The sequence below is a fragment of the Bacteroides sp. K03 genome (assembly GCF_019734355.1).
Lineage (GTDB): Bacteria > Bacteroidota > Bacteroidia > Bacteroidales > Bacteroidaceae > Bacteroides > Bacteroides nordii.
In genome coordinates this window covers 344,589-370,542 of the sequence record NZ_JAASHC010000003.1, presented here as the reverse complement: position 1 = coordinate 370,542, position 25,954 = coordinate 344,589, and the positions used below count along the sequence as shown (strand labels likewise).

The following is a 25,954-nucleotide window of genomic DNA, read 5'->3' as shown; positions in this document are numbered from 1 at the left end:
AAATAAAATGAACAAGAGAATCTGGCTTTCGCTTGCTCACATGGGTGGCCGTGAGCAAGACTTTATAAAAGAGGCTTTTGATACGAACTGGGTTGTTCCTTTGGGACCTAACGTAGACGCCTTTGAAGAATCGCTAAGGCGATTCTTAGTTGACAATGGACAATTGACAATTGACAGTGATAGAAGGGTTGTAGCATTGAGTGCCGGTACGGCTGCACTTCATTTAGGATTAATACTTCTTGGTGTAAAACCGGGAGATGAAGTGATTTGCCAAAGTTTCACTTTTGCTGCTTCTGCCAATCCCATTTCTTATCTGGAAGCAAAACCTGTGTTTGTGGATAGTGAGACGGATACCTGGAATATGGATCCCGTATTATTGGAGGAGGCTATCAAAGACCGTTTGAGAAAAACAGGAAAACTTCCGAAAGCAATTCTTCCCGTGCATCTGTATGGTATGCCTGCCAAGATGGATGAGATTATGGAGATAGCCGGACGTTATGACATCCCCGTGTTGGAAGATGCTGCTGAAGCCTTAGGTTCGGAATTGAACGGGCGGAAATGTGGTACGTTTGGAGAATTGGCTGCACTTTCTTTCAATGGCAATAAGATGATCACTACTTCGGGTGGTGGTGCTTTGGTGTGTAAAACGGAAGAGGAAGCTAAACTTACAAAGTTTTATGCTACACAGGCTCGTGATGCAGCTCCGCATTATCAGCATACACATATTGGTTATAACTATCGTATGAGCAATATTTGTGCGGGTATTGGCCGTGGACAGATGTTTGTGCTGGAGGAACATGTGGCACGCAGACGGGCGATTCATGCTTTGTATACAGAGCTCTTTAAGAATATAGATGGGATAACTGTTATGGAAAACCCAGACAATAATTTCAATTCTAACTTTTGGCTGACTTGTATCCTGGTTGATCCTTCGATAGCAGGTAAAACCCGTGAGGATATTCGTCTGAAGCTGGATACAGAGAATATAGAGACCCGTCCGTTGTGGAAGCCGATGCATCTGCAACCGGTATTTAAGGATGCTCCTTTTTATGGAAACGGTACGAGTGAGCATTTGTTTGATATCGGTTTGTGTCTGCCTTCGGGACCTACGTTGACCGATGATGATATCAGAAGGGTAGTAGAAGTGATTGTAGGGATGTAGTAACTCCATTCTACATTATAAAAATAAAGTAATCTCCCGGTAGATCTGTAAAAAGAATCTGCCGGGAGATTTTTTTATTATTTGCAAAAATTAATATAGTCTTTTTTATACTCTATTGCTGTTGTATTTCTTATGTGATCGGCATTATATATAGAATTATTGCGTGTTCGGACACGAAACTCGTTGTCTATTTTACTTTTTCTCTTTTAACTTAATCTGTTGACTCCGTCGTAGAAAGAAAAAAACTCTTTTGTGTGAAAACGTTTTTTTTGATGAAATAAATCTCTGAATGATATTTTGATTATAATACTTCTGGTTTACTGTAAATTTAGGTCAAAAAGTAGGATTTTTAAGACTAACGAATGTTATCTAAAACAAAAAAAAAGCAAATCAGAATAATGAATCACATTTGTTTCTACATTTGCACAGTTGTTTGTTTAACTACTCGTTTGTATACGTTAGTGAACAAAAGAAAAACTCAGATGTTATGTTTATAGTAAAGTTGGTAAAAACGCGGCTTACTATACTATGAAGTTTAGAAAATAATATATAAAAAGATTGCTTATGTCACAGATTATCGGACATATCTCTCAGGTAATCGGACCTGTGGTTGATGTGTACTTTGAAACTACGGAAGCTGAGATTGCGTTGCCAAGTATACACGACGCATTGGAGATAAGAAGACCGAATGGCAAAATTCTGATTGTAGAGGTGCAGCAACACATTGGTGAAAATACGGTAAGAACCGTTGCAATGGATAGTACCGATGGACTGCAACGTGGTATGAAAGTATATCCGACAGGTGGCCCTATCACTATGCCGGTAGGTGAGCAAATTAAAGGACGACTCATGAATGTCGTTGGCGACTCTATTGATGGTATGAGAGAACTCAGCCGTAAAGGAGCTTATTCTATTCACCGTGATCCCCCTAAATTTGAAGATTTAACAACTGTACAGGAAGTACTCTATACAGGTATCAAAGTAATCGACTTGCTGGAGCCTTATTCAAAAGGTGGTAAGATTGGTTTGTTTGGTGGTGCTGGTGTAGGTAAAACGGTGCTTATTCAGGAGCTAATCAATAATATTGCTAAAAAGCATAACGGATTCTCTGTTTTTGCCGGAGTAGGAGAGCGTACGCGTGAGGGGAATGACTTGCTTCGTGAGATGATTGAGTCCGGAGTTATACGCTATGGAGAAGCTTTTAAGGAAAGCATGGAGAAAGGACATTGGGATCTTTCGAAGGTGGACTATGAAGAAGTGGAGAAATCTCAGGTATCTCTGGTGTTCGGTCAGATGAATGAACCGCCGGGAGCACGTGCTTCAGTGGCTTTATCGGGACTTACAGTAGCTGAGTCTTTCCGTGATATGCATTCGGGAGATGAAGGTCCGAAGGATATTCTGTTCTTTATTGATAATATTTTCCGTTTTACACAAGCAGGTTCTGAAGTATCAGCATTGTTGGGACGTATGCCTTCGGCGGTAGGTTATCAGCCGACTTTGGCTACGGAAATGGGAGCTATGCAGGAACGTATTACTTCAACCCGATATGGTTCCATTACTTCTGTACAGGCTGTATATGTACCGGCTGATGACTTGACTGACCCGGCACCGGCAACAACTTTTACGCATCTGGATGCAACAACCGTACTCGACCGTAAAATTACGGAATTGGGTATTTATCCGGCCGTAGATCCGTTGGCATCTACTTCTCGTATTCTTGATCCGCATATCGTAGGGCAGGAACATTATGAGGTGGCTCAAAGGGTAAAACAGATTCTTCAGCGTAATAAGGAATTACAGGATATTATCTCTATTTTGGGTATGGAGGAACTTTCGGATGAAGACCGTACAATTGTAAACCGTGCGCGTCGTGTACAGAGATTCCTGTCGCAACCTTTTGCTGTAGCTGAGCAGTTTACAGGAGTGCCGGGAGTGATGGTCTCTATAGAGGATACTATAAAAGGATTCCGTATGATTCTGGATGGTGAAGTTGATAATTTGCCGGAACAGGCTTTCTTGAACGTAGGTACGATAGAAGAAGCTATTGAGAAGGGTAAGCAGTTGCTTGAACAGGCAAATAAATAATTAAAAAATAATAGTTAATGAAAAGGCTGCATTTGAGTATTGTTTCTCCGGAAAAAGAGATATATAATGGGGAAGTGAATAGCGTGACGCTGCCCGGAGTTATAGGTTCGTTCACTATTCTGCCACAGCATGCTCCGATTGTCTCTTCTTTAAAGGAAGGAAAACTGAGTTATGTGATGGAGGATAATGAAGAGTGTACGCTTGATATTGAAGGTGGTTTTGTAGAGATGAGCGATGAAACGGTTTCCGTGTGCATCTCCTGACAAGACAAAAATAAGATTAACAGAAAAACACAGCGATATAAGATGAACATAAGTTTAACGAAGCGTAAGTATTTGCTCTATCTTACGATCCTTACTCTTTTATTGAGTGGGGTAGGTGGTGTGACTTACTTTTCTTTGGTACCCGAACATTATTTTGGAGGATATCCGTTAATTCCGGTATACTTCTATATTTTTGGAGTATTTAATATTTATATGTTCGATGCTTGCAGGAGGTTTGCTCCGGACAAGATGTTGTTGCTGCATTTGGCAATGAAAGTGCTTAAAATGATTTTGTCTGTTATAGTACTTGTTATTTATTGTATGGTAGTTAGAGAAGAGGCAGTGGCATTTATGCTTACTTTTATAGTGTACTATCTGCTGTATTTGATATTTGAGACAAGTTTCTTTGCCGGTTATGAACTGAATAAGAAACGACAAAAGAAAAATAAAACAAAAAATGAAACAGTTGCATAACATATTCACAGGATTACTCCTCATACTTGGGTTGCTGATTGCTTCTCCTGCAGTAGCGCAGGAAGAGGATGTTACCCCTCAGGAGCAAAAGGAGAACACGGTTGATGTGAAGAGCATAGTCTTTGGACATATAGGAGACTCCTATGAGTGGCATATCACTACGTGGGGGGATACTCATATAACAATTCCATTGCCTGTGATTGTGTACAGTTCTAATAGTGGCTGGCATTCATTTTTATCTTCACGATTAGAAGAGAATGGAGGAACCTACGAAGGATTTTCTATTGCTCCCGCAGGAAGCCGGTATGAGGGCAAAATAATAGAACATGATGCAGCTGGTGAGGAAATACGTCCATGGGATATTTCTATTACTAAAGTTACGTTGTCATTGTTGATAAACAGTGCTCTGCTACTGATCATTATTTTAGGTGTGGCACATTGGTATCGTAAACGTGAACAGGGTGCAGCGGCTCCAGGTGGTTTTGTAGGCTTTATGGAGATGTTTATCATGATGATACATGATGATGTAATAAAGAGCTGTGTTGGTCCTAATTATAAAAAATTTGCTCCTTATTTATTGACAGCTTTCTTCTTTATTTTCATTAATAATATTATGGGATTGATACCCTTCTTTCCCGGAGGAGCGAATGTAACAGGTAATATTGCCATAACAATGGTGCTGGCTATCTGTACTTTCCTTGCTGTAAATATCTTCGGATCCAAACATTACTGGAAGGATATCTTTTGGCCTGATGTACCCTGGTGGTTGAAAGTGCCTATACCGATGATGCCATTTATTGAGTTTTTCGGTGTATTTACCAAACCATTTGCTTTGATGATCCGTCTGTTTGCAAATATGCTTTCGGGACATATGGCGATGTTGGTATTGACTTGTCTTATCTTTATCTCGGCAAGTATGGGGCCTGCCTTGAATAGTACGTTGACTGTTGCTTCTGTGTTGTTCAATATATTTATGAATGCACTTGAGCTATTGGTGGCTTTCATTCAGGCTTATGTATTTACCATGTTGTCTGCTGTGTTTATCGGATTGGCACAAGAGGGTGGAAAGTCGGAAGAAGCTACTGAATAAAAAAGTGAGTTAGACTAATCTGAATTTTAAATTAATAATATAAACCATTTTAAAACTGAAAATTATGTTACTATCAGTCTTATTACAAGCAGCCGCAGGTGCTGCTATCGGAAAGTTGGGAGCAGCAATTGGAGCTGGTCTTGCCGTTATCGGTGCAGGTTTGGGTATTGGTAAAATCGGTGGTTCGGCAATGGAAGCTATTGCACGTCAACCGGAAGCTTCAGGCGATATTCGTATGAATATGATTATTGCAGCTGCGCTGATTGAAGGTGTGGCTTTGTTGGCAGTAGTTGTTTGTCTGTTGGTATTCTTCTTGTAATTTACAATTAGACAATTTACAATTTACAATTTGCCATGCGGTTATGACGTTGGCGATTGGTGATTTGTAAGTTGTATCTTGTAAATAGAAGAGTAGAGAGTATTAAATCGTAAATTGTAAATCGTAAATTGTAAATAAATTTATGTCATTGTTATTACCCGATAGTGGCCTGTTATTCTGGATGCTTCTCTCGTTTGGGATTGTGTTCGTTGTATTGGCAAAATATGGCTTTCCTATTATCGTCAAGATGGTGGATGGCCGTAAAACATACATCGACCAGTCTCTGGAGGTGGCAAGGGAGGCGAATGCCCAGTTGGCTAAACTCAAAGAACAGGGTGAAGCACTTGTGGTTGCCGCTAACAAGGAGCAGGGACGTATCTTGAAAGAGGCCATGCAGGAGCGTGATAAAATTATTCACGAGGCCCGCAAAAAAGCAGAAGCCGCAGCTCAGAAAGAACTGGATGAGGTGAAGAAGCAGATTCAGGTTGAAAAGGAGGAAGCTATTCGTGATATTCGTCGCCAGGTAGCTTTACTTTCGGTGGATATTGCCGAAAAGGTGATCCGTAAAAATCTGGATGAAGATAGTGAGCAGATGGCTATGATAGACCGGATGCTGGATGAAGTGTTGGACAACAAGAATTAAGTGAAAGAGTATGGATATAGGAATTGTTTCAATGCGTTATGCCAAAGCACTGATTGAATATGCGAAGGAAAAACATACGGAAGATGTGCTTTACAGAGAGATGAAAATGTTGTCGAAGAGCCTTTGTGCAGTTCCCCGTCTAAGGGAAGCTTTGGCAAATCCTGTTTTGAACATTCGGGAGAAGTATTCATTGATTTGTACGGCAGCTACCGGTGATAAGAAAGTAAGTCGTGAGTTTTCACGTTTCGTCACTTTGGTATTGAAAAACAACAGGGAACAGTTTCTGCAGTTTATCTGTTTATCTTTTCTGGATTTATACCGGAAGTTGAAACACATTGGAGTGGGTAGGCTTACTACAGCAGTAGCGGTCAACAAAGAGACAGAAGAACGGATACGTAACTCTGCAGGTATGATTCTTCATGCCCAAATGGAACTGGAAACCGTAATAGACCCGTCTATTGAAGGTGGTTTTATATTCGATGTCAATGATTATCGTCTTGATGCCAGTATAACTACCCAGCTGAAACGAGTGAAACAACAATTTATTGATAAGAACAGAAGAATCGTATAATTTACAATTGGACGATTTACAATTTACAATTTGCCATGCGGTAAGAGTGTAAATTGTAAATTGTAAATTGTAAATTATCAAATTGTAAATAGAACCATGTCTGAAAATATAAAAGTAAGCGAAGTCTCCGATATTCTGCGCCGTCAGCTTGAAGGCATTGATACACGCGTGCAACTTGATGAGATAGGTACAGTGTTGCAGGTCAGTGATGGTGTGGCGCGTATCTATGGATTGCGCAATGCCGAAGCGAATGAATTGCTGGAGTTTGACAATGGTATTAAAGCCATTGTGATGAATCTGGAAGAAGATAATGTGGGTGCTGTGTTATTGGGACCTACAGATAAAATCAAAGAGGGCTATATCGTCAAACGTACCAAACGTATTGCTTCTATCCGTGTAGGAGAGGGCATGTTAGGGCGTGTTATTGATCCGTTGGGGGAACCATTGGATGGTAAAGGTACGATTGGAGGACAGTTGTATGAAATGCCACTGGAGCGTAAAGCGCCGGGAGTTATTTTTCGTCAGCCGGTAAATCAACCGTTGCAGACCGGGCTGAAAGCAGTTGATGCTATGATCCCTATCGGTCGTGGGCAACGTGAGTTGATTATTGGAGACCGCCAAACAGGTAAGACAGCCATTGCTATTGATACTATAATCAACCAGCGCGATAATTATCTGGCCGGTAAACCTGTATATTGTATCTATGTTGCTATTGGGCAGAAAGGTTCTACTGTTGCTTCTATTGTAAATACATTGCGTGAATATGGTGCAATGGATTACACGATTGTAGTTGCTGCTACAGCTGGTGATCCTGCTGCCTTGCAATATTTCTCACCGTTCTCCGGTGCTGCTATCGGGGAGTATTTCCGTGATACCGGTCGGGATGCATTGGTGGTTTATGATGACCTTTCCAAGCAGGCGGTTGCTTATCGTGAAGTATCTCTGATCCTTCGTCGTCCGTCTGGTCGTGAAGCTTATCCGGGAGATATCTTCTATCTGCATTCACGTTTGTTGGAGCGTGCTGCCAAGATTATCAACCAGGAGGAAGTAGCCCGTGAAATGAATGATCTTCCTGATAGCTTGAAAGGATTGGTAAAAGGGGGTGGGTCTTTGACTGCCTTACCGATTATCGAGACGCAAGCCGGTGACGTATCTGCTTATATTCCTACTAATGTGATTTCAATTACCGACGGACAGATTTTCCTTGATACTGATCTGTTTAACCAAGGTAATCGTCCGGCTATCAATGTAGGTATTTCTGTATCGCGTGTAGGAGGTAATGCACAGATTAAAGCCATGAAGAAGGTGGCTGGGACATTGAAGATTGACCAGGCACAATACCGGGAGTTGGAAGCGTTTACGAAGTTTAGTGGCGATATGGATCCTGTGACTGCTCATATTATCGATAAGGGGCAGAAGAATACCCGTTTGCTTGTACAGCCGCAGTATAGTCCGATGTCGGTAGAGAAACAAATTGCAATTCTGTATTGCGGTGTTCATGGGCTGTTGCGTAATGTTCCTCTTGATAAGGTAGAAGATTTTGAACGTAGCTTTCAGGAGAGTCTTGCCATTAATCATCAGGCAGATGTACTTGATGTACTCAAAGCAGGTGTCATTGACGAAAATGTAGAGAAAGGTATCAGGGAAACAGCAGAGATGGTGGCTAAACAATTTATTCAGTAGTTAAGTAGTCAAGTAGTTAAGTAGTAAGTAGGATACTGCTGCGGTATTTAACGCTAAACTATCTGCTACTTACTATTTAACTGTTTACTGCTTGACTACTAACTACTTACTACTAACTTCTAACTACTAAAGAATATGGCTTCACTTAAAGAAGTAAAAACCAGAATAAATTCGGTACAGAGTACACGAAAGATCACTTCAGCAATGAAGATGGTGGCTTCTGCCAAATTGCATAAAGCACAGGGAGCCATTGGAAATATGTTGCCTTATCAAAGGCAGATGAATAAGATTTTGCGCAACTTTCTTAGTGGCGAACTCTCTATAGAGTCGCCTTACATTCAAGGAAGAGAGGTAAAACGCGTAGTTATTGTCATGTTTTCATCCAATAGTTCGCTGTGCGGAGCTTTCAATGCCAATGTTATTAAAATGTTTCTACATACAGTTGGCGAATATCGTAAACTGGGACAAGATAATATTTTTATTTATCCGGTTGGACGCAAGGTAGAAGAGGCTGTGAAGAAGATGGGGTTTGTTCCCAAAGGAAGTTACCAGCAGTTAGCGGATAAACCGACTTATCAGGAAGCAGCTGCACTGGCCGAACGTCTGATGGAACTTTTTGTATCCAAAGAGATAGACCGGGTAGAGTTGATCTATCATCATTTTAAGTCGATGGGAGTACAGGAGCTGCTCCGGGAACGTTATTTACCTATTGATCTGACACAAATAGAGGAGGAGCATGAAGAAGATATAGAGGAAGATAAAGTGGTAAAGGATTATATCGTAGAGCCTTCGAGAGAGCAATTTATAGCTGATCTTATTCCGAAGGTATTGAAACAGAAACTCTTTACGGCTGCAATGGACTCTAATGCATCTGAACATGCTGCGCGTACGTTGGCAATGCAGGTAGCTACGGACAATGCAAATGAACTGATTCAGGATCTGACGAAGCAATATAATAAGGGACGCCAGCAAGCTATTACGAATGAACTGCTGGATATTATAGGTGGATCGATGAAATAGTAAAGGAGACTGATTGATAAAAATAAAGAGCAATGTGATTGTGTTACATTGCTCTTTATTTTTATCAATAGGCTTACTCTGTATTTGTTTATTTACTTCTCTTGTTCCTTATTACTTCAATAACTCCTGGGAGTACGGATACTACAATAATCCCCAGAATGAGTAATTTAAGGTTTTCCTGAACAAAAGGTAGGCCACCGAAGAAATAGCCTGCATAGATGAAAATTACTACCCATATTATACCTCCGGTTACATTAAAGACGGAAAAATGCCTGTAGTTCATATGTCCCATACCTGCCACAAAAGGAGCGAAGGTACGTACTATTGGTACAAAACGGGCTAATATAATTGTTTTTCCTCCGTATTTCTCGTAGAAGCCATGTGTCTTTTCCAGATAACTTTGTTTGAATATTTTAGAGTTCCGGTTACTGAATAATTTCTCTCCGAAGAATCGTCCTATCAGATAGTTGGACGAATCTCCAAGGATGGCTGCCAGTATCAATGCCAGTGCCATTATATGTACATTAATATTGTTTGTAGGGAGTGAGCCTAGTGCACCGGCTACAAACAGTAGTGAGTCACCCGGAAGGAACGGGGTAACAACTAACCCTGTTTCACAAAAGATAATCAGGAATAAGATAGCATATACCCATATTCCATATTGAGCTATAAGTTCGGCTAAATGGACATCGATATGTAAAATGAAATCGATAATAAATTGAATAAAATCCATGAAAATTGTATTTTATAAATGATGTTTGCAAAGATAGGGATAGCTTTGTGAAATGAAATTGCATACAGTATTACATTTCTGTTTCATTTATATTAATATTTTCTTACTACAGGGGCAGGGGTACTGTAATTTTCAGTATCTTTGACGGAAAAACTATATACATGGAAACCAATTTCGAAATACAACTTGCCTGGCAGTTTATAGAAAATACTGGTACCCACCTGTTTCTTACCGGAAAAGCTGGAACCGGAAAGACTACTTTTCTCAGAGAGTTGAAAGCAAAATCGCCCAAACGTATGGTAGTCGTAGCACCTACCGGGATTGCTGCTATCAATGCCGGTGGAGTGACAATACACTCTTTCTTCCAGCTTCCTTTTGCACCTTATGTGCCCGATACAAAGTTTATGTCGGCACAAACTTTTCATAAATTCGGTAAAGAGAAGATTAACATTATACGTAGTATGGATCTGTTGGTGATTGATGAGATCAGTATGGTACGTGCAGATCTTCTGGATGCTATTGATGCAGTACTGCGGCAATATCGTGATCGCCATAAACCTTTTGGCGGTGTACAAATCCTGATGATCGGAGACTTACAGCAGTTGGCTCCTGTGGTGAAAGAAGAAGACTGGCAATTGTTGAGTCCGTATTATGATACTGCTTTCTTTTTTGGTAGCCGCACTTTGAGAGAGACAGAATATGTCACGATTGAATTGAAAAAAGTATATCGTCAGAGTGATAGTACTTTTTTGAATCTTTTGAATAAGATACGGGAGAATACAGCGGATGAGTCAGTACTTGCCGAACTCAACAAACGTTATCTTCCCGGTTTTCGTCCCAGAGAAGAAGAGGGTTATATCCGTTTGACTACTCATAATTATCAGGCTCAGCAGTATAATGACCGCCAGCTGATAGCGTTGCCGGGACAGCCTTATAGTTTTCGTGCAAAGACGGAAGGTACATTCCCTGAGTCTGCTTATCCTGCCGATGAAATATTGACGGTGAAGAAAGGGGCACAGATTATGTTTATTAAGAATGATTCTTCGGGTGAGCATCGGTTTTATAATGGTAAGATCGGGTTGGTGACAGACGTATGTAAAGATGGTATTAGGGTACGTGGTAATGGAGATGCAGAATCTTTTCTTTTAGAGACTGAGGAGTGGACAAATAGTAAATATACCTTGAACCCCGTAACGAAAGAGATAACAGAAGAGGTAGAGGGACGTTTCCGACAGTATCCTGTTCGTTTGGCATGGGCTATCACTATCCATAAGAGCCAGGGGCTTACTTTTGAGCGGGCTATCATTGATGCGAATGCTTCCTTTGCTCATGGACAAGTGTATGTGGCATTGAGTCGCTGTAAAAGTCTGGAAGGATTGGTGTTGGGTTCTCCGCTAAGACAAGAGGCTATAATCAGTGATGATACAATTGATCACTTTACGCGTGAGGTGGAAGCGTTGTCTCCGGATCGGCAGAAGTTGAATAAGTTGCAACGCCAGTATTTTTATGAATTACTTTGCGAGCAGTTTGACTTTCATTCGTTGGAACGGCATTTTGCATTGGTACTTCGCTTGTTGGATGAACATCTTTATCGTCTTTATTCCAAGTTGTTGGAACGATATAAAGAAACTTATGAGTTATATAAGGCAAACATAACGAAGGTAGGAGATACTTTTCGATTACAGTATACAGAATTGGTGAATGCGACAGATGATTATGTGGGTGATCGGCAATTACAGAGCCGTTTAATATCCGGTGCCCGTTATTTTAGAGAAAAATTGGAGGAGATAGTCTTTCCTTTGGTCTCTGAAACCAAAGTACAGACAGATAATAAAGAGGTAAAGAAGAAAATCACCGAGGCTTTAGGTGTGTTGCGGGTGGCATTGCATGTAAAAAAGGGAACTCTGCTCTCAACGGAGGAACATGGCTTTTCTGTATCAACCTATTTGAAACAGAAAGCTATATTGACGATCACAGAAGAGAATGGTGAGGGGAGACGAGAGAGAGGAGAAGGAAAGAGGGAGAGAGGAGGACAGAGAGCCGATAAGATAGAAGTTCCTACCGATATTCTTCATCCTGAGCTCTATAAACAATTGATAGCCTGGCGAAACTCAGAAGCCGCACAGGCAGGAGTTCCTGTGTATACAATTATCCAACAGAAAGCCATATTGGGTATTGTCAATTTGTTGCCGGTGGATGTGCCCTCTCTGGTTCGTATTCCTTATTTTGGAAAGAAGGGCGCCGAGAAATATGGGGATGTATTACTGAATATGGTAAATAACTATGTGAAAGAGAACAATGTGGAACGTCCTGAGATGCCAGAGCCCTCTAAGAAAAAGATAAAAGAGGAGATAGTTACCACAAAGCCGGATGCAACAGTAATAGTTAAAACTCCTAAGCAAGATACGAAAGAGGTGAGCTTCTCTATGTTCCGTCAAGGTATGAACATTGAGGAGATCGCTAAGGCCCGTGAATTGGTAACCGGTACGATAGCCGGACATCTGGAACATTATGTACGTTCGGGAGTAATTAGAATTAATGATCTGGTCCCACAAGAGAAGGTTAATAAAATAACACAGTATCTACAACAACACGCCGATGCCCCAAGCATTACGCTTATAAAAGCAGGTTTGGGCGATGACGTGTCGTATGCAGATATCCGGTTGGTGATGGCCTCGTTGTCTAAAGCATAATTTTTGAATAATTTCTTTGTTAAGATATAACGTCTTAGTTCTTTATTATTACCTTTGGGAATTGTTCAACCAAAATATTGATATTATGAAAAACACTACTATTCTATTATTATTTTTGTGTTGTATGTATCCTGTTTATATGCAGGCTCAAACGGAATTTTCACAGACTGGTACACAATGGAAAACAAATTATTTCAGTTATGGAGGTTGGCGTGATAAGTATGTAGATGTCGATTGCTTTTATGAATTAGGAGGAGACACGCTACTCGGAGATAAAAACTGCAAGAAACTGTATATGAATGAGGCGTTAATTGGAGCCTTTCTGGAAGAAGATCGTAAAGTGTGGTATTATCCGTTTCAGGAATACACAAACGATCCGGAGAGATTACTATTGTATGACTTCTCTAAAGAAAAAGGAGACAAGATTGAATCATACGTTATACCTTGGAATACTGGAGGTAATTTGTCTAATTTAGGTTTTCCTGGTAATATTGTAACATTGACAGTGGAGAATGTTCACTTTGAAAGTGGACGGAAAGTGATGGAAATCAGCTCTAATTATAGTAATGGAGATATTTGGATTGAAGGTATTGGGAGTACATTAGGTTTTTGGGGCGCTGATTTAGCGATTCCAACTGATGGTAGTAATACGAGTACAAGCCTTGTGCAAGTACTTGCTTCGGATAAATCTGCTCTTTATCATAGTGGTCAGGTCGTTGATCCTAATTATAAGTCTACTTTTCTTAAGGTAGGTAAGACTTGGGAAATCCAGACTCCATCAAATAGCATTGACAAATTTACAATTGGAGAGCCTCAGATAATAAATAACTATCCAAGTTATCCGGTTTATAAAAATGGGTATCGTTATGATGGTGGTTATTTATATGATGTGAATGGAGTAATTTATTGGACTTTTAATAGTCGAAACGGGCTTACTTTGGCTTATGATTATTCTCTCTATAACTTTAATCATTCTGTCGGTAAGCAGGTTTATCTTTGTACACGGCTTTATCGTACAGAAGTATATTACGCACCTTCCGGATATAGTCCTTATAAAGTGATACAGGCAGACATGATACAATGTATGGGGAAATCACTGAAACGTGTTGTGTTAGAGGGAGATATTAAACATGTGTGGCTGGAAGATGTGGGATCATTGAATCTATTACTTTATTTAGACAATTCCGGTTATCATCTGGATGCTCCGCAGTATAAGTTGTTACGCTGTTATACGGGAGATGAAATGATCTATGACTGTTCGGACTTTCCCGATGGAATAGAAGAGGCGGTTCTTTCTGCGCCTACTTATTCGATTATCGATAATCAGCTGATTGTAAAAGACGGAGATGGATATCGTCTTTCATTATATGATCCTTCTGGAGTTGAAGTGTATAATCAAGCTCTTTCTGATATGGAAGAATCAATTCCCCTTCCAGTACATCCTGCCACAATACTGATTGGGCGGTTACAGAAAGGGGATATAGTTGTCTCTTTCAAAATAGGAGAAGCAGGAAAATAAAACGATGATTTACCTTTTACACAAAGCACGGAAGTCGCAATATTCGCAGACTTTCGTGTTTTCTGTTTGGATAAAGGGCGTTTCATTCCCAAAGATTTCTTCCAACAGAGTTTGTAACCGTTCCCGGAATTCGTCTTCAAAGAAGGCAAAGTTATTGACTGGTATCTTTGGCTTCCGAGGTTCACCCATTTCGATAACGGGAGAGTAGCTTTCATTAGCAGCCCGATGAATATAGAGTAGGGCAGGAGCTACTTTTAGGGATTGCTGCCTGCTCATGATAGCTGCATACAAAAAGGTCTGAAAGATATAATTCGGTCTTCCTTCGGCGGGAGTGAACAGTTGTTCAATGTTTGTTGGTGTTTTGGGGCTTCCTCCTGTTTTGTAATCAACAATACGAAGTGTATCACCTTTACAATCCATACGGTCGATGGTTCCGCCTATCCGTATCTTTATCGGGCTTTCAGGAGTATTTACTGTCACTTCTTCCTGTACCTTCTTTTCCATACCTACCATAGAAAAAGGTGTATATTGCAGGTCATTGCGTAACAGTTGCCGAAGATATGAGCCTATTACCTTGGAGTTTATTAATTGCACTCCATTGTATTCCGGTCGTTCGTTGAGATCAACATGGAAGAATTCTTCTTTGAAGGCACGATCTACGTATCCTTGCAAACGAACGTCATCACGTAGAAGGCGTTCTAAATCTTCTTTTCTTATCTCTTTGCCGTTAGCACTTAAATCACCGTAAGTAAGTTCCGCTGAACGGTGGAAAATGGTACCAAACAGGGCTGAGTCTATTTCCGCACTTACCTCATCGGGAGTTTTTAGCCCGGCTACATAGCGATAATAAAAACGCAGGCGACAATCCAGATAGGCATTGAGCGCCGATGGAGAGAGAGCAAATGCTTTGGGATTAGATTCGAAGTTGTATGTATTGCGGAGGCGATTCAATATTTCCGGTGTTTTTTCAATACAGATATCACGGCTGCTTTGTGGTGACTGACCGGCTTCAAGAAATTCCCGGCTGATGTCGTGTGGCCATTCTACAAGGAACTGTAACATAAAACGTGACCATTCTCCGCGGTTCAGGCCGTCTGACGAGGTGTTATATACCAATGTTACATTCTCTGCCCGCTGTATAAGGCGATAGAAGTAATAAGCATATACTGCATTCTTGTGTTCAATGGTTGTCATACCAAAAGCCTTACGGAGATTGTAAGGGATGAAGGAAGATTCACCGCTGGACTTAGGTAATTGCCCTTCGTTGAGCGAAAGTATGATGAGATTACGGAAGTCGAGATTACGGGTTTCGAGTACTCCCATAACCTGCATGCCGATAGCCGGTTCACCGTGGAATGGGATGTTAGCTGCATTCAGGATACGGCTAAGCAGGCGCTTCAAAGTATCGATACGTATTTGTAACTCTCCGTTCTCAATCAGGTTGAGCAGGCGATTTACCATTGTGTAGCTCTTGAACAATGACTCACGATAGAGTTGATTAAAAATATCATCCTGCTCCGATTCCTGGCGATAGAGGGTGGATACTTCTTTCAGTAACTCTGTAATGTAAAGACAGATTGCCCGGATACCACTTCTTGGGGTGAAGAGCAGTGATAGAAAATCATCCTGCTTCAGTTCTGTAGGCAGAGGATAGAAGCGGTTGGTCTTTGTCAGTTCACGTTCCAATGGTTCAGCTTTGAGAGAGATTTGGCGAGTATAGGGATGCTTTAGTACGGCTTGTACGGTATCATAGCTGTAACGACCAGTCTCAGAATGATAACCGGTTGTTTGCAACTCAACGACAGCATTGATAAAACTATAAACCGGGGTCTGTGCCAATGGGAATCCCATAGTGATATTGACGTTTTTTACTTCTGACGGAATAGAGTGCAGGACAGGAAGTAATAAAGATTCATTGCAAAGTACTACTGCGTTTTCTTTTTCTTCGCAAGGCTTTTCTTGAAGATCTTTGTTTAACAATGTATCTCTGACCCATTCCGGAAGATAGCGTGCCTGGGCATTTTCTGTGGGAGAAGAGATGAAACGTACTTTCTTGGGATGACGCAGACAATCGAATACAGTTTCGGGAAGTTCATTCGGAAACTTCTCCAGATTACGAAGAATAAACTCGCCTGCTTCATGTCTTTGCTGGGGCAGACGGGTGTAAAACAAATCATAGTCCCAATAGAAAAGTGCTTTACCTGCCTCTTGCAGTAGGGAGAAGAAGCGGGTTTCCACTTTGTTGAGCACATTAAAACCTACGAATACATATTTGTCATACCGCAAAGCATTAGTATCAAGTGCTTCAATGACATTACGGTAGAGCATTCCTTCGTAAGCAATACCTAAAGAGGCAAGTTGTGAACGGTAGCTCCGATAAATGTCCCCAAGCTTGTCCCAAAGAGAAATAAATTTCTCTTTCAATTTGGTATGTTTTTCTATGGAGAAGTTCTGGAAAAATTGACGAATAGCATCCTCCTGTTCTTTATCCAGAAAGTCGAAATCATCCATAATATTTTTCAGATCCTGCAGATTGGTAAAGAGTTTATCTGCATCTACAAGATTTTTGTCTACATCATCAAAGTCACTGATAAGTAGTTCCCCCCAAAAGTAGAAGTCGTCCAGAGATTCTTCACTTTTTGTTTCCTCACGAAAAATCTTATACAACTCACACACCAAGCGGATGGGATCTCCCAGTTTCTGATCGGACAGTTGCTGGAACAATTCGCTAATGCTGACATAAGCAGGAGACCAGATAGGATGATCGGATTGTGAAGCCAAATGTTCGTTGAAGAACAAACTTGCACGTTTGTTGGGGAAAACGATTGCTACACGCGATAAATCGTTTCCTATTTTGCTATGAAGGTCTTGAGCGACCAGTTGGAGAAATGTTTTCATACTTTGAATATAACTATTGATATCTGAAACTGACAGGTATTGTGTATTCCATGGCTACTGGTTTTCCTTTTTGGGTACCGGGCTTCCATTTTGGCATGAGTTTGACTACACGTAACGCTTCTTTGTCAAATTTAGGATGAACACCTCGTACAATTTTAGCATTTGTAATATTGCCGTCTGTTGATATGATAAACTGTACTATAACCTTTCCTGTAATACAAATATCAGGATCTGGATATTGTATGTTTTGCTGTATAAAGCTCATTAATGCGGTATTTCCTCCTGGAAACTCCGGCATGGTCTCGCTTACACAGGTAGTAAGTATCTTTTTTTTCTGTGATTTCTTCTTGGTATTTACCACTAATATTTCTCCCATCATTAGAGTACTATCTTCTTGGAGTACCACTTGTATATAAGCTGTTTTTTGTATCTCAATTTCCTGAGACTGAAAGCCTATAGATTGAACGACCAATGGATGTTTCCCTGAGACTTTTAATGTGAAGTTTCCGAATTCGTCTGTCACTGTTCCATTTTTAGTTCCTTTCTCAATAATGAGTACACCAGTAATTGGATTCCTCATGCTATCTGTAACAATTCCTTTTATTACAAATAATGAGTCTGTGTTATTTGTGCCAGATACCTCTGTTGATACAATTTCTATTATGTCAGTTAGACTTTGCTTTTGGATAGAATCTATATTTGAATTTTGTGCATTCATGGTCATAACTCCGGCCGATATTCCCAATACCGTAATTGCTTTTCCTGCCAATCTCTTCCGTTCCAGTTGTTGTTCGAGATAACGAACTTCTGTTTCACATTTCGGACAAGTACCCAGACAGTCTCCCTGATACTGGCATTCGGAAGTAATAAACTCTATGTCATTTGCTTCGGCAATTTGCCGGCGAATTTCTTTTAGGATTCTGCAAGTTTGCTTTCCTCTTTTCATAGTTGTTTTACTATATGTGAATTAATTATAACGGTTTTTGTTTAAATGTCACAGGAACTGTATATTTGACACATACAGGTATTCCTCTCTGGCTTGCAGGTTTCCATTGGGGGAGAAGTCTAATTACTCTCAGAGCTTCTTTATCTAAATCCGGATGCAAAGAACGTACTACTTTAGGCTCGACCACATATCCCTCTTTATCTATTGTGAATTGGACGATAACTCGTCCTACTATATTGGAGTCTTGTAGAGTGGTAGGGTATTGATAGTTTTCTGCAATGAACTTCATCAGTGCAGCATTTCCTCCCGGAAACTGCGGCATAGTTTCATTTATATAGCCTAATAAAAAGTCTTCCTCTTCTTCTGCTTCTTCTGCTTCTTCTGCTACTGGTTGGGAGGTTGGAACCTTTTTGGGGATTGCCAAAGTATCACTTCCTTGGACTATTGTTTCTATTGTATCTTTAGGAGATTGACATTTGGAAGAATTTGTATTTTGTGCATTCATGGTCATAACTCCGGCCGATATTCCCAGTATTGTGATTGCTTTTCCTGCCATTCTCTTCCGTTCCAGTTGTTGTTCGAGATAACGAACTTCTGTTTCACACTTCGGGCAAGTACCCAGACAGTCTCCCTGATACTGGCATTCAGAAGTAATAAACTCTATGTCATTTACTTCGGCAATTTGCCGGCGAATCTCTTTTAGGATTCTGCAAGTCTGTTTTCCTCTTTTCATGACTGTCTTTTGTTTTTAAGTGTGGTATATAAACTGATCAAAGTGAGATAGACCCAATTCCTTCAATTGATACATGCTCTTTTCCATATCCAAAGATGTATTATATGACGGGATATGTGGTATCCTGACTGTAATTTGTTCTGCCTTTCCCTGTGATATGAGCCAGTGGAGATTACTAATTACCTGTTGATTCTCTTTTCCTGTGTATTGTTTATAAATATCACAGTTCATGTCTTTGATATCTATGATATAATGATCTATTACGGGTAATAGTTTTTCTATCTGCTTTTGTGATACATTCATAGATGTTTCTACTGTAAGTTGCCATTGCGGTCCGCATAGTTCGCGGAAATCACAGATGAAATCACTTTGCAGTAAAGGCTCTCCTCCGCCGAAAGTAACACCTCCTCCGGTAGCTATAAAATAAAGTTCGTCTATTTTTACTTCCTCATATACCTGCAGACAATCATAGTGTTTCCATATTCCGGCAGGTTGCAATGATTGTGGGTTCAAACAATATTTGCACCGCAACGGACATCCATGAAAAGCGACCAGGGTGGTTACGCCTTTTCCGTCTGTTGCAAGCCGATGTCTGCTGATACCTATGATGGGAATGGTATTCATCTCTTTTCCACTTTTTGAATTAATTCTTCGTCTACATACCACAAATATCCTGTAATATTGGTATATCCCATCCTTGTTAGTAATTGCATGTATCCTTGTACCTGTTTATTATATTTCTTATTGGGCTTGCCAAATTTGAAATCTACAACCACCACTTGCCCGTTCCGCATCATTACCCTGTCCGGACGGCGGGTTTGCAATACTCCGTCTTCCTTATATATAATGGCACATTCATTGAATAATTGCCAACGTCCCGAGTACCAGTCCTGTATCTCTGGCAGGGCGAATGCTTTTTGTGTGAGCTTTCTCACTTCCTTTTCCATTTCCCTGCTGCCAATAACCCCTTCAAAGATCAACCGGTCAATAGCTGTGTTTATATCTTCTTCCGTTTCAATAGCCGAGAACAGAGTATGTAGCAACCGTCCGCGATTGATAAAGCGGTCATCCGATTCTTCTTCCTCAATTCCTTTGATGAAGTCCGCTGAGCGGTTGGATTGCCGGAACTCAATCTCATGCCGCATGGACTCCATTCTGACCGGCAGTTTCTCTGCTTTCCGGGTAAGCTTGTTGGCAGATATTTTTTTCTTCTCTTCCGAAGAGGGACAAAGTTCTCCTTGTTCATAGGGTTCTTCTCCGTCCCATTCTGTCCCATTTCTGCGCGCTACTTCTGGTAGGGCTGCAGTGAGTAATTCCGACATTGTATTGCGTTGTCCTTTTCGACTCCATACTATCAGATTTTTTCCGGCACGGGTAAAGGCTACGTAAAGCAGATTCAGATTATCCACCCATAGTTGCAGGCGTTCTTGCAGGTAGTCTTCCCGGTATACGGACTCCGCCATCTGTGTAGAGTAGTTGACGGGGACGATATCAAGCTCATTGAATGGTGCTGCTGCCGGAGTACACCACACGAGCTGATTATTGGTCTCATTTTCCATTTTCCAGTCACAGAAAGGCAGGAGTACTGTGTGAAATTCCAACCCCTTCGACTTATGAATTGAGAAGATACGGATTCCTTCTATCTCTCCACTGGGAATAGTCTTGTTGCATAATGTTTCCTCCCAGAAGCGGATAAAACTATCCAACTCAGAAGAATTGCTTTGCAGATAATCTGTTACAGCATCAAAGAAAGCAAACAGGTAAGCATCCTGAGCACTGATACGGTTCATTTCGAAGATACTGAATAGCTCTTCCAGCAACTCATAAAGAGGCATTAACCTTAGAGTCTTTATGTTTTCAATAAAAGCTTCCGGTAATAACTCTTTGGGTGCTCCTGTAAGCAATGCATCCAATTCTCCCTCAAAACCTTTAATTTTTAATTGGTAATTCATAATTAGTGAAGCCCTTGCTATCCGGTTTTCCGGATCAGAAAGGTAGCGCAGTGCATCTATCATCATACAGATGGCAAGCGAAGCATCCAGCCGAAAGGCTTCATCAGATACAATTTTGTATTGTAGTGTTTTGTCAAAATAGTCTGCAATACGGGGGATACTTTTATTTTTGCGGACAAGAATGGCGATATCGTTCTGCTTCACTCCTGAGTTCAGCAACTGTTCCACTTCTTCACCCAGGCTTATAAGTGTTTTTTCTGTGTAGTCATGCTCTTCATCCGGTTCAAGGAAAGAGACTTTGACGTATCCCATCTGTTTCTCTTTAGGAGATTCTTGTGCTACGTCCGAATAGGCTTTTTGCAACGCTTCACAGTCGGTGTTCAATTCACTTTTATACAGAGTGTTCAGGTACTCTACTGCAGCTGTAAATAGTTCGTTGTTAAACCGTATGACATTCGTTTCGCTTCTTCGGTTGATCTTTAGTGTTTCCACACGAATCGGAAAGTGTTCTATCCGGTCATTCAATCCGTTAAGTATTCCCCAGTCACCATTTCTCCAACGATAAATAGATTGTTTCACATCACCTACTATCAAACTGTCGGCTCCCTGGGAGAGTCCTTCCAATAATAACAATTTGAAATTTCCCCATTGCATCCGGCTGGTATCCTGAAACTCATCTATCATTACGTTTCGGATATTCGTTCCTATCTTTTCGAATACAAAAGAAGAGTCACCGTCTTTGACCAATTGGTGGAGTAGGGCATTGGTATCTGATAATAGAAAGCGGTTATTTTCCCGGTTCAGTTGGCGTACTTCTTCGTCTATATTGGCCAGTAGCTGCACTTTGTTGAGATGCTGCATGGAGAGCCGGCAACTGTTTACGATCTTGTTATTCCTGGACCGGAATTTCTCTGCTTCGTTCAGCAAAGGCATCAGACTGTCAGCAGCTAAACGAAGTATATCTTCATAACGCGGAGAGGTTTTTGCTGCCCAGTTCTTCTCATCACTCAAACATTTTTCTACCGTTGTATTACGGATATCATCACCAAGTATCCCATTATTGAGTTTTCGAAAATAGCTTCCTATTCCGCGCGAACCATTCTTCAGATCGTCTGCAGTTAATGCATGTCCGTCCAGTTCTCCTTCAAACTGATCGTAGAAGCCTTTCATTTGTTCAAGGGCCTCCGTCTCCATTTCCTTTAGTTCACGACGGTAGTTTTTTATAATTTCCGGATTTTCAATCAGCTTTTGCCGAAGTCCTTCCCCCTTTTCTATGTATCCTTCGTCGAATATATTGCGGCCAAAGCTTTTCACTTCTTCCGATACATTCCAGCGTTTGTCATCTGCAATACGTTCATCGATATAATTCAGTAACCAGGCAAGCACGGGAGAGGTAGGGGCCAGTTTTTCAATCATGCTGTCTACTGCATCACTCAGCACTTCGCTGTTGTTCAGTTCGATATTCAGATTGGGGCTTAGTTCAAGTTCGCGTGCCAGGTTACGCATCACGGACTGGAAGAAAGAGTCTATTGTTTCTACACGAAAACGACTGTAATCGTGTAACATATAGCTAAGAGCTATTCCGGCAGATTTTCGTATTTCATCAGTTTGCTTTCCCGTTTCTTCTATGATCCGCTTCAGGTAAGCATCAGAATCCGGATCTTCAGTCCAAATACCATAAAGCTGGCTGAGAATACGTTCTTTCATTTCGGCCGTAGCTTTATTCGTAAAGGTCACAGCAAGTATTTGGCGGTAGGCACGCGGATTAAGAATAAGTAGTTTGATGTATTCTACAGCAAGCGTAAAAGTCTTTCCGGAGCCGGCAGAGGCTTTATATACTAAGAGTTCCATGTAGTTTCGATTTGTAGGCAAAGATAATACAAACTGAGTGCAGAATAAAATGAAAGAGTTTATTTTTTATGTGAAGGTGCAGCTTAATTTTGCTATGGGATGCCTCTAAACGGTATTATTGTCCTTGCCCGGTGTTGTACTTTGTCTTTCTCGAAAAGGAACATTCTTTTTCTCGGTACCCTGTTTTGTTTTACATGTACATGTTTTACTGTTCCACATGTACATGTCATACTGTCCCACATGCACATGTCGTACTGCTTTACATGTACATCTAAAACAACGTTGCCTACCGAGACTTCGTACGTTACTCTATGAGACAGGACTTTATCAATACAGGAGAAAGTAACGGCAGAGGTTATTAAACCCTAAAACCAATTAGGTTAAAATAGAATTTCAATTACTGATTCGTATTATTGGCAGATTGATATGTGATATCTCTTCTCTTTTTATATTTCAATTTAGAGAAACTTTGTTAAAGTGTAATAGAAAGCAGGATGCATTTGTATGAAAATGCAAGTAAAATTCGTTTTAATTAAGAAAAAAGGTCAAAACTTGTTGCTAACAATGATTCATATTGATAGTTTTATTATCTTTGTCGTCCCCTTTATTCTATAGAGTAGAATGAAATAACTGATAATTGATAGATTAACTTGATGAAATTTAGAACAAGCCTGCTGATTACGGTGGCCACAGGTGCTTTCCTGTGCGGTCCTTCCGTTGTATTGTATGCCGGAAATCCGACTCCCGATTCTATGGGATGGTTCCGCAAGAAAAAGAAAAGTGAATCCAACGACAGTATTAAATCCAAAAATGAGTATGAGAAACTGACCGGAGATGGTAGCATCGTTCGTCGTGGTATGTTTAACGTATATCAGAAAAAGAACGACTATTATTTTGAGGTTCCGGCGAGTTTGCTGGGTAGAGATATGTTGGTAGTGAATAAACTGCAACGCGTTCCTGCTGAATTGAATGAAGCGGGAGTGAACCGTGGCGTTAACTACGAAAACCAAATGGTACGTTTCGAACTTGATAAAGCAACCAATAAGTTGCTTATCCGTCAGAGTCGTCCGTTGCCTCTTTCACCTATCGAAGATGCTATCAGTCAATCGGTACGTGATAATTATATTTCTCCATTGATCGCTGGTTTTAAGATTGAGGCGTTTAATAATGACTCAACAATGATGGTTGTTAAGGTGAACGACATTTATGATGGTACGGAAACAAGCATCAATAATGTGTTTACTAATATTAATCTGGGTACATCTTCTATAAAGAACTTATCACGGATCCTTTCTATTAAGTCATTTGAAAACAATGTGGTAGCTACTTCCGAGTTAACAACGAAAGTAACAGAAGGAACCACTTCCGTATACGTCACTGTAGAAGTAAGCTCTTCACTGATGCTTCTTCCGGAGAAACCAATGACAGGCAGACTGGATAATGCACGTGTAGGCTACTTTACGAATCCGCTACTGAGCTATAGTGACGGGCAACAACGAGTGGATACAAAAAGATTTATCACTCGTTGGCGATTGGAACCGAAACCGGAAGATCGTGAACGTTACTTACGTGGTGAGTTGGTAGAACCTGCTAAACCGATTGTGTTTTATATTGAAAATTCTACTCCTTATCGTTGGCGTAAGTATATCAAACAAGGTATTGAAGACTGGCAGATTGCTTTTGAACGTGCCGGTTTTAAAAATGCCATTATCGCAAAAGAGGTTACAGATAGCATGACAATAGATATGGATGACGTGAATTATTCTGTGCTGACTTATGCTGCTTCTACAAAAGCCAATGCGATGGGACCGTCTATTCTTGATCCGCGTTCGGGAGAAATTCTTGAGGCAGATATCATGTGGTGGCACAATGTATTGGGTATGTTGCAGGAATGGATTACGGTGCAGACGGGTGCTATCCGTCCTGAGGCTCGTGGAGTGAAACTCTCTGATGAACTGATGGGAGATGCTATGCGCTTCGTAGCGTGCCATGAAGTAGGTCACTCTTTGGGACTTCGTCATAACATGATGGGGTCATGGGCATTTCCTACAGACTCATTGCGTTCCAAGTCATTTACAGACCGTATGAATTCCACTTCTTCCTCTATCATGGACTATGCCCGTTTCAACTATGTGGCACAGCCGGGTGATGGGGTGACGGTGCTTTCTCCGCATATTGGTCCGTATGATATCTTTGCTATTGAGTACGGATATCGTTGGTACGGCAAGGAAACTCCGGAAGCGGAAAAAGAACTGCTTTATGATTTCTTAGGTCGTCATACTGACCGTCTTTATAAGTATAGCGAAGCGCAGGATGTACGTGATGCAGTAGATCCACGTGCTCAGAACGAAGATTTAGGTGATGATGCAGTACGTTCTTCTCTTTTGGGTATTGAGAATCTGAAGCGTATTGTTCCGCAGATTATCCAGTGGACTACTACCGGCGAGAAAGGACAAACCTACGAGGAAGCTTCGCGTTTGTACTATGCTGTTATCAATCAGTGGAACAACTATCTTTATCATGTGATGGCCAACATTGGTGGTATCTATATTGAGAATACGGTTGTTGGTGATGGCCAGAAGACTTATACTTTCGTAGAGAAAGAGAAACAACAAGCTGCATTGAAATTCTTGCTTGATGAAGTTCTGACTTATCCTAAATGGCTGTTTGATACAGAAGTAGGAGAGTACACTTATTTGCTTCGCAACACTCCGTTGGGTGTAGTAGAGAATGCTCCTACGCTGATATTAAAGAATGCACAATCATATATTCTATGGGATTTGTTATCAAACAATCGTTTGATGCGTATGCTCGAAAATGAGTCGGTGAATGGTAAGAAGGCTTTTACTGCTGTGGATCTGATGGATGGTTTGCATCGTAGTATTTTTGCTACTACCGAACGTGGTGCAATACCTGACGTTATGACTCGTGCGCTGCAGAAGAATTTCCTGGATGCCTTGATTACTGCTGCTGCCGAAAGTGAAGGTGTAAAGATTAACAAAAAGCTGATGAATGATCATTTCTTGTTGAATCATCAGGAACCTGCGTGTAGTTGTGATGAGTATGCACATCATTCATTAGATAGTGATCGTATGGGGGCTCGTCGCGAATTAAACTTCTACGGTTCGCAGTTGAATCGTATTTCAGATGCAATCTCTGTGAAACGCGGTGAATTGCTTCGTATAAAAGACTTGTTGCAAAGTCGTCTGGGAACATCAGACACAGCTACAAAGTATCATTATAAAGATATGATTCTGCGCATTAACACTGCACTGGGTTTGAAATAATCATTGAAATAGTAGCTAATTAAAATTATATT

At 40.8% G+C, this 25,954-nt stretch carries 19 protein-coding genes; 13 read left to right on the top strand and 6 right to left on the bottom strand.

Annotated elements, in window-relative coordinates:
- Positions 1-7 precede the first annotated feature (7 nt).
- The 10 genes from HCG69_RS03975 (at position 8) to HCG69_RS03930 (ending at position 9,310) form a co-directional block, all read left to right on the top strand.
- A complete protein-coding gene (locus HCG69_RS03975) occupies positions 8-1,162 on the top strand; it encodes a DegT/DnrJ/EryC1/StrS aminotransferase family protein (protein ID WP_221648945.1) in 1,155 nt (384 codons plus the stop codon).
- 564 nt (positions 1,163-1,726) lie between these two features.
- Positions 1,727-3,247 carry a F0F1 ATP synthase subunit beta gene (gene atpD / locus HCG69_RS03970; RefSeq protein WP_221648944.1) on the top strand — a complete coding sequence of 507 codons (1,521 nt, stop codon included), beginning with the start codon at positions 1,727-1,729 and terminating at the stop codon, positions 3,245-3,247.
- A gap of 17 nt (positions 3,248-3,264) precedes the next feature.
- Positions 3,265-3,510: an ATP synthase F1 subunit epsilon gene (gene atpC / locus HCG69_RS03965; protein WP_221648943.1), complete on the top strand. Its 246-nt coding sequence runs from the start codon at positions 3,265-3,267 to the stop codon at positions 3,508-3,510.
- A gap of 42 nt (positions 3,511-3,552) precedes the next feature.
- Positions 3,553-3,984, top strand: a complete 432-nt coding sequence (locus HCG69_RS03960) for a hypothetical protein (protein WP_221648942.1) — start codon at positions 3,553-3,555, stop codon at positions 3,982-3,984.
- Complete coding sequence (gene atpB, locus HCG69_RS03955) at positions 3,968-5,074, top strand: F0F1 ATP synthase subunit A (RefSeq protein WP_221648941.1); 1,107 nt, start codon at positions 3,968-3,970, stop codon at positions 5,072-5,074. Before HCG69_RS03960 ends, atpB begins: the two co-directional genes overlap by 17 nt.
- Before the next feature lie 64 nt (positions 5,075-5,138).
- Positions 5,139-5,393, top strand: a complete 255-nt coding sequence (gene atpE / locus HCG69_RS03950; RefSeq protein WP_002560656.1) for an ATP synthase F0 subunit C — start codon at positions 5,139-5,141, stop codon at positions 5,391-5,393.
- A 142-nt stretch (positions 5,394-5,535) separates the two neighbouring features.
- On the top strand, positions 5,536-6,036 hold the full coding sequence (gene atpF / locus HCG69_RS03945; protein WP_221648940.1) for a F0F1 ATP synthase subunit B: 501 nt from the start codon (positions 5,536-5,538) through the stop codon (positions 6,034-6,036).
- Between the two features lie 10 nt (positions 6,037-6,046).
- Complete coding sequence (locus HCG69_RS03940; protein WP_221648939.1) at positions 6,047-6,607, top strand: F0F1 ATP synthase subunit delta; 561 nt, start codon at positions 6,047-6,049, stop codon at positions 6,605-6,607.
- 96 nt (positions 6,608-6,703) lie between these two features.
- Positions 6,704-8,290 carry a F0F1 ATP synthase subunit alpha gene (gene atpA, locus HCG69_RS03935; RefSeq protein ID WP_221648938.1) on the top strand — a complete coding sequence of 529 codons (1,587 nt, stop codon included), beginning with the start codon at positions 6,704-6,706 and terminating at the stop codon, positions 8,288-8,290.
- A 135-nt stretch (positions 8,291-8,425) separates the two neighbouring features.
- A complete protein-coding gene (locus HCG69_RS03930; RefSeq protein WP_221648937.1) occupies positions 8,426-9,310 on the top strand; it encodes a F0F1 ATP synthase subunit gamma in 885 nt (294 codons plus the stop codon).
- 88 nt (positions 9,311-9,398) lie between these two features.
- On the opposite strand, the gene HCG69_RS03925 is transcribed toward HCG69_RS03930, so the two are convergent.
- Complete coding sequence (locus HCG69_RS03925) at positions 9,399-10,034, bottom strand: DedA family protein (protein ID WP_370634116.1); 636 nt, start codon at positions 10,032-10,034, stop codon at positions 9,399-9,401.
- A gap of 170 nt (positions 10,035-10,204) precedes the next feature.
- Here HCG69_RS03925 and HCG69_RS03920 point away from each other — a divergent pair, with 170 nt between their 5' ends.
- Complete coding sequence (locus tag HCG69_RS03920) at positions 10,205-12,736, top strand: helix-turn-helix domain-containing protein (protein WP_221648935.1); 2,532 nt, start codon at positions 10,205-10,207, stop codon at positions 12,734-12,736.
- 85 nt (positions 12,737-12,821) lie between these two features.
- Positions 12,822-14,255 (top strand): hypothetical protein, encoded by a 1,434-nt coding sequence (locus HCG69_RS03915; protein WP_221648934.1) that lies wholly within the window; start codon positions 12,822-12,824, stop codon positions 14,253-14,255.
- Positions 14,256-14,264: 9 nt separating this feature from the next.
- Here HCG69_RS03915 and HCG69_RS03910 read toward each other — a convergent pair whose 3' ends face one another.
- From HCG69_RS03910 to HCG69_RS03890, 5 genes are read right to left on the bottom strand one after another with little or no spacing between them, the layout of a single operon-like run.
- Positions 14,265-17,153 (bottom strand): PD-(D/E)XK nuclease family protein, encoded by a 2,889-nt coding sequence (locus tag HCG69_RS03910; RefSeq protein WP_221648933.1) that lies wholly within the window; start codon positions 17,151-17,153, stop codon positions 14,265-14,267.
- 13 nt (positions 17,154-17,166) lie between these two features.
- Entirely contained in the window at positions 17,167-18,099 is a 933-nt protein-coding gene (locus tag HCG69_RS03905) for an energy transducer TonB (protein ID WP_221648932.1), read from the bottom strand.
- A 25-nt stretch (positions 18,100-18,124) separates the two neighbouring features.
- Entirely contained in the window at positions 18,125-18,832 is a 708-nt protein-coding gene (locus tag HCG69_RS03900; protein WP_221648931.1) for an energy transducer TonB, read from the bottom strand.
- 15 nt (positions 18,833-18,847) lie between these two features.
- Entirely contained in the window at positions 18,848-19,456 is a 609-nt protein-coding gene (locus HCG69_RS03895) for a radical SAM protein (protein ID WP_221648930.1), read from the bottom strand.
- Entirely contained in the window at positions 19,453-22,635 is a 3,183-nt protein-coding gene (locus HCG69_RS03890) for an exodeoxyribonuclease V subunit beta (RefSeq protein ID WP_221648929.1), read from the bottom strand. Before HCG69_RS03890 ends, HCG69_RS03895 begins: the two co-directional genes overlap by 4 nt.
- A 653-nt stretch (positions 22,636-23,288) precedes the next feature.
- Here HCG69_RS03890 and HCG69_RS03885 point away from each other — a divergent pair.
- Positions 23,289-25,922 carry a zinc-dependent metalloprotease gene (locus HCG69_RS03885; RefSeq protein WP_221648928.1) on the top strand — a complete coding sequence of 878 codons (2,634 nt, stop codon included), beginning with the start codon at positions 23,289-23,291 and terminating at the stop codon, positions 25,920-25,922.
- The last annotated feature ends 32 nt before the right edge of the window (positions 25,923-25,954 follow it).

Coding starts and splice junctions, on each gene's coding strand:
- HCG69_RS03975 (WP_221648945.1), top strand. CDS start 8: ATGAACAAGAGAATCTGGCTTTCGCTTGCTCACATGGGTGGCCGTGAG.
- atpA (WP_221648938.1), top strand. CDS start 6,704: ATGTCTGAAAATATAAAAGTAAGCGAAGTCTCCGATATTCTGCGCCGT.
- HCG69_RS03905 (WP_221648932.1), bottom strand. CDS start 18,099: ATGAAAAGAGGAAAGCAAACTTGCAGAATCCTAAAAGAAATTCGCCGG.
- atpE (WP_002560656.1), top strand. CDS start 5,139: ATGTTACTATCAGTCTTATTACAAGCAGCCGCAGGTGCTGCTATCGGA.
- HCG69_RS03910 (WP_221648933.1), bottom strand. CDS start 17,153: ATGAAAACATTTCTCCAACTGGTCGCTCAAGACCTTCATAGCAAAATA.
- atpF (WP_221648940.1), top strand. CDS start 5,536: ATGTCATTGTTATTACCCGATAGTGGCCTGTTATTCTGGATGCTTCTC.
- HCG69_RS03895 (WP_221648930.1), bottom strand. CDS start 19,456: ATGAATACCATTCCCATCATAGGTATCAGCAGACATCGGCTTGCAACA.
- atpB (WP_221648941.1), top strand. CDS start 3,968: ATGAAACAGTTGCATAACATATTCACAGGATTACTCCTCATACTTGGG.
- HCG69_RS03930 (WP_221648937.1), top strand. CDS start 8,426: ATGGCTTCACTTAAAGAAGTAAAAACCAGAATAAATTCGGTACAGAGT.
- HCG69_RS03885 (WP_221648928.1), top strand. CDS start 23,289: ATGAAATTTAGAACAAGCCTGCTGATTACGGTGGCCACAGGTGCTTTC.
- HCG69_RS03940 (WP_221648939.1), top strand. CDS start 6,047: ATGGATATAGGAATTGTTTCAATGCGTTATGCCAAAGCACTGATTGAA.
- HCG69_RS03890 (WP_221648929.1), bottom strand. CDS start 22,635: ATGGAACTCTTAGTATATAAAGCCTCTGCCGGCTCCGGAAAGACTTTT.
- atpD (WP_221648944.1), top strand. CDS start 1,727: ATGTCACAGATTATCGGACATATCTCTCAGGTAATCGGACCTGTGGTT.
- HCG69_RS03900 (WP_221648931.1), bottom strand. CDS start 18,832: ATGAAAAGAGGAAAACAGACTTGCAGAATCCTAAAAGAGATTCGCCGG.
- atpC (WP_221648943.1), top strand. CDS start 3,265: ATGAAAAGGCTGCATTTGAGTATTGTTTCTCCGGAAAAAGAGATATAT.
- HCG69_RS03920 (WP_221648935.1), top strand. CDS start 10,205: ATGGAAACCAATTTCGAAATACAACTTGCCTGGCAGTTTATAGAAAAT.
- HCG69_RS03915 (WP_221648934.1), top strand. CDS start 12,822: ATGAAAAACACTACTATTCTATTATTATTTTTGTGTTGTATGTATCCT.
- HCG69_RS03960 (WP_221648942.1), top strand. CDS start 3,553: ATGAACATAAGTTTAACGAAGCGTAAGTATTTGCTCTATCTTACGATC.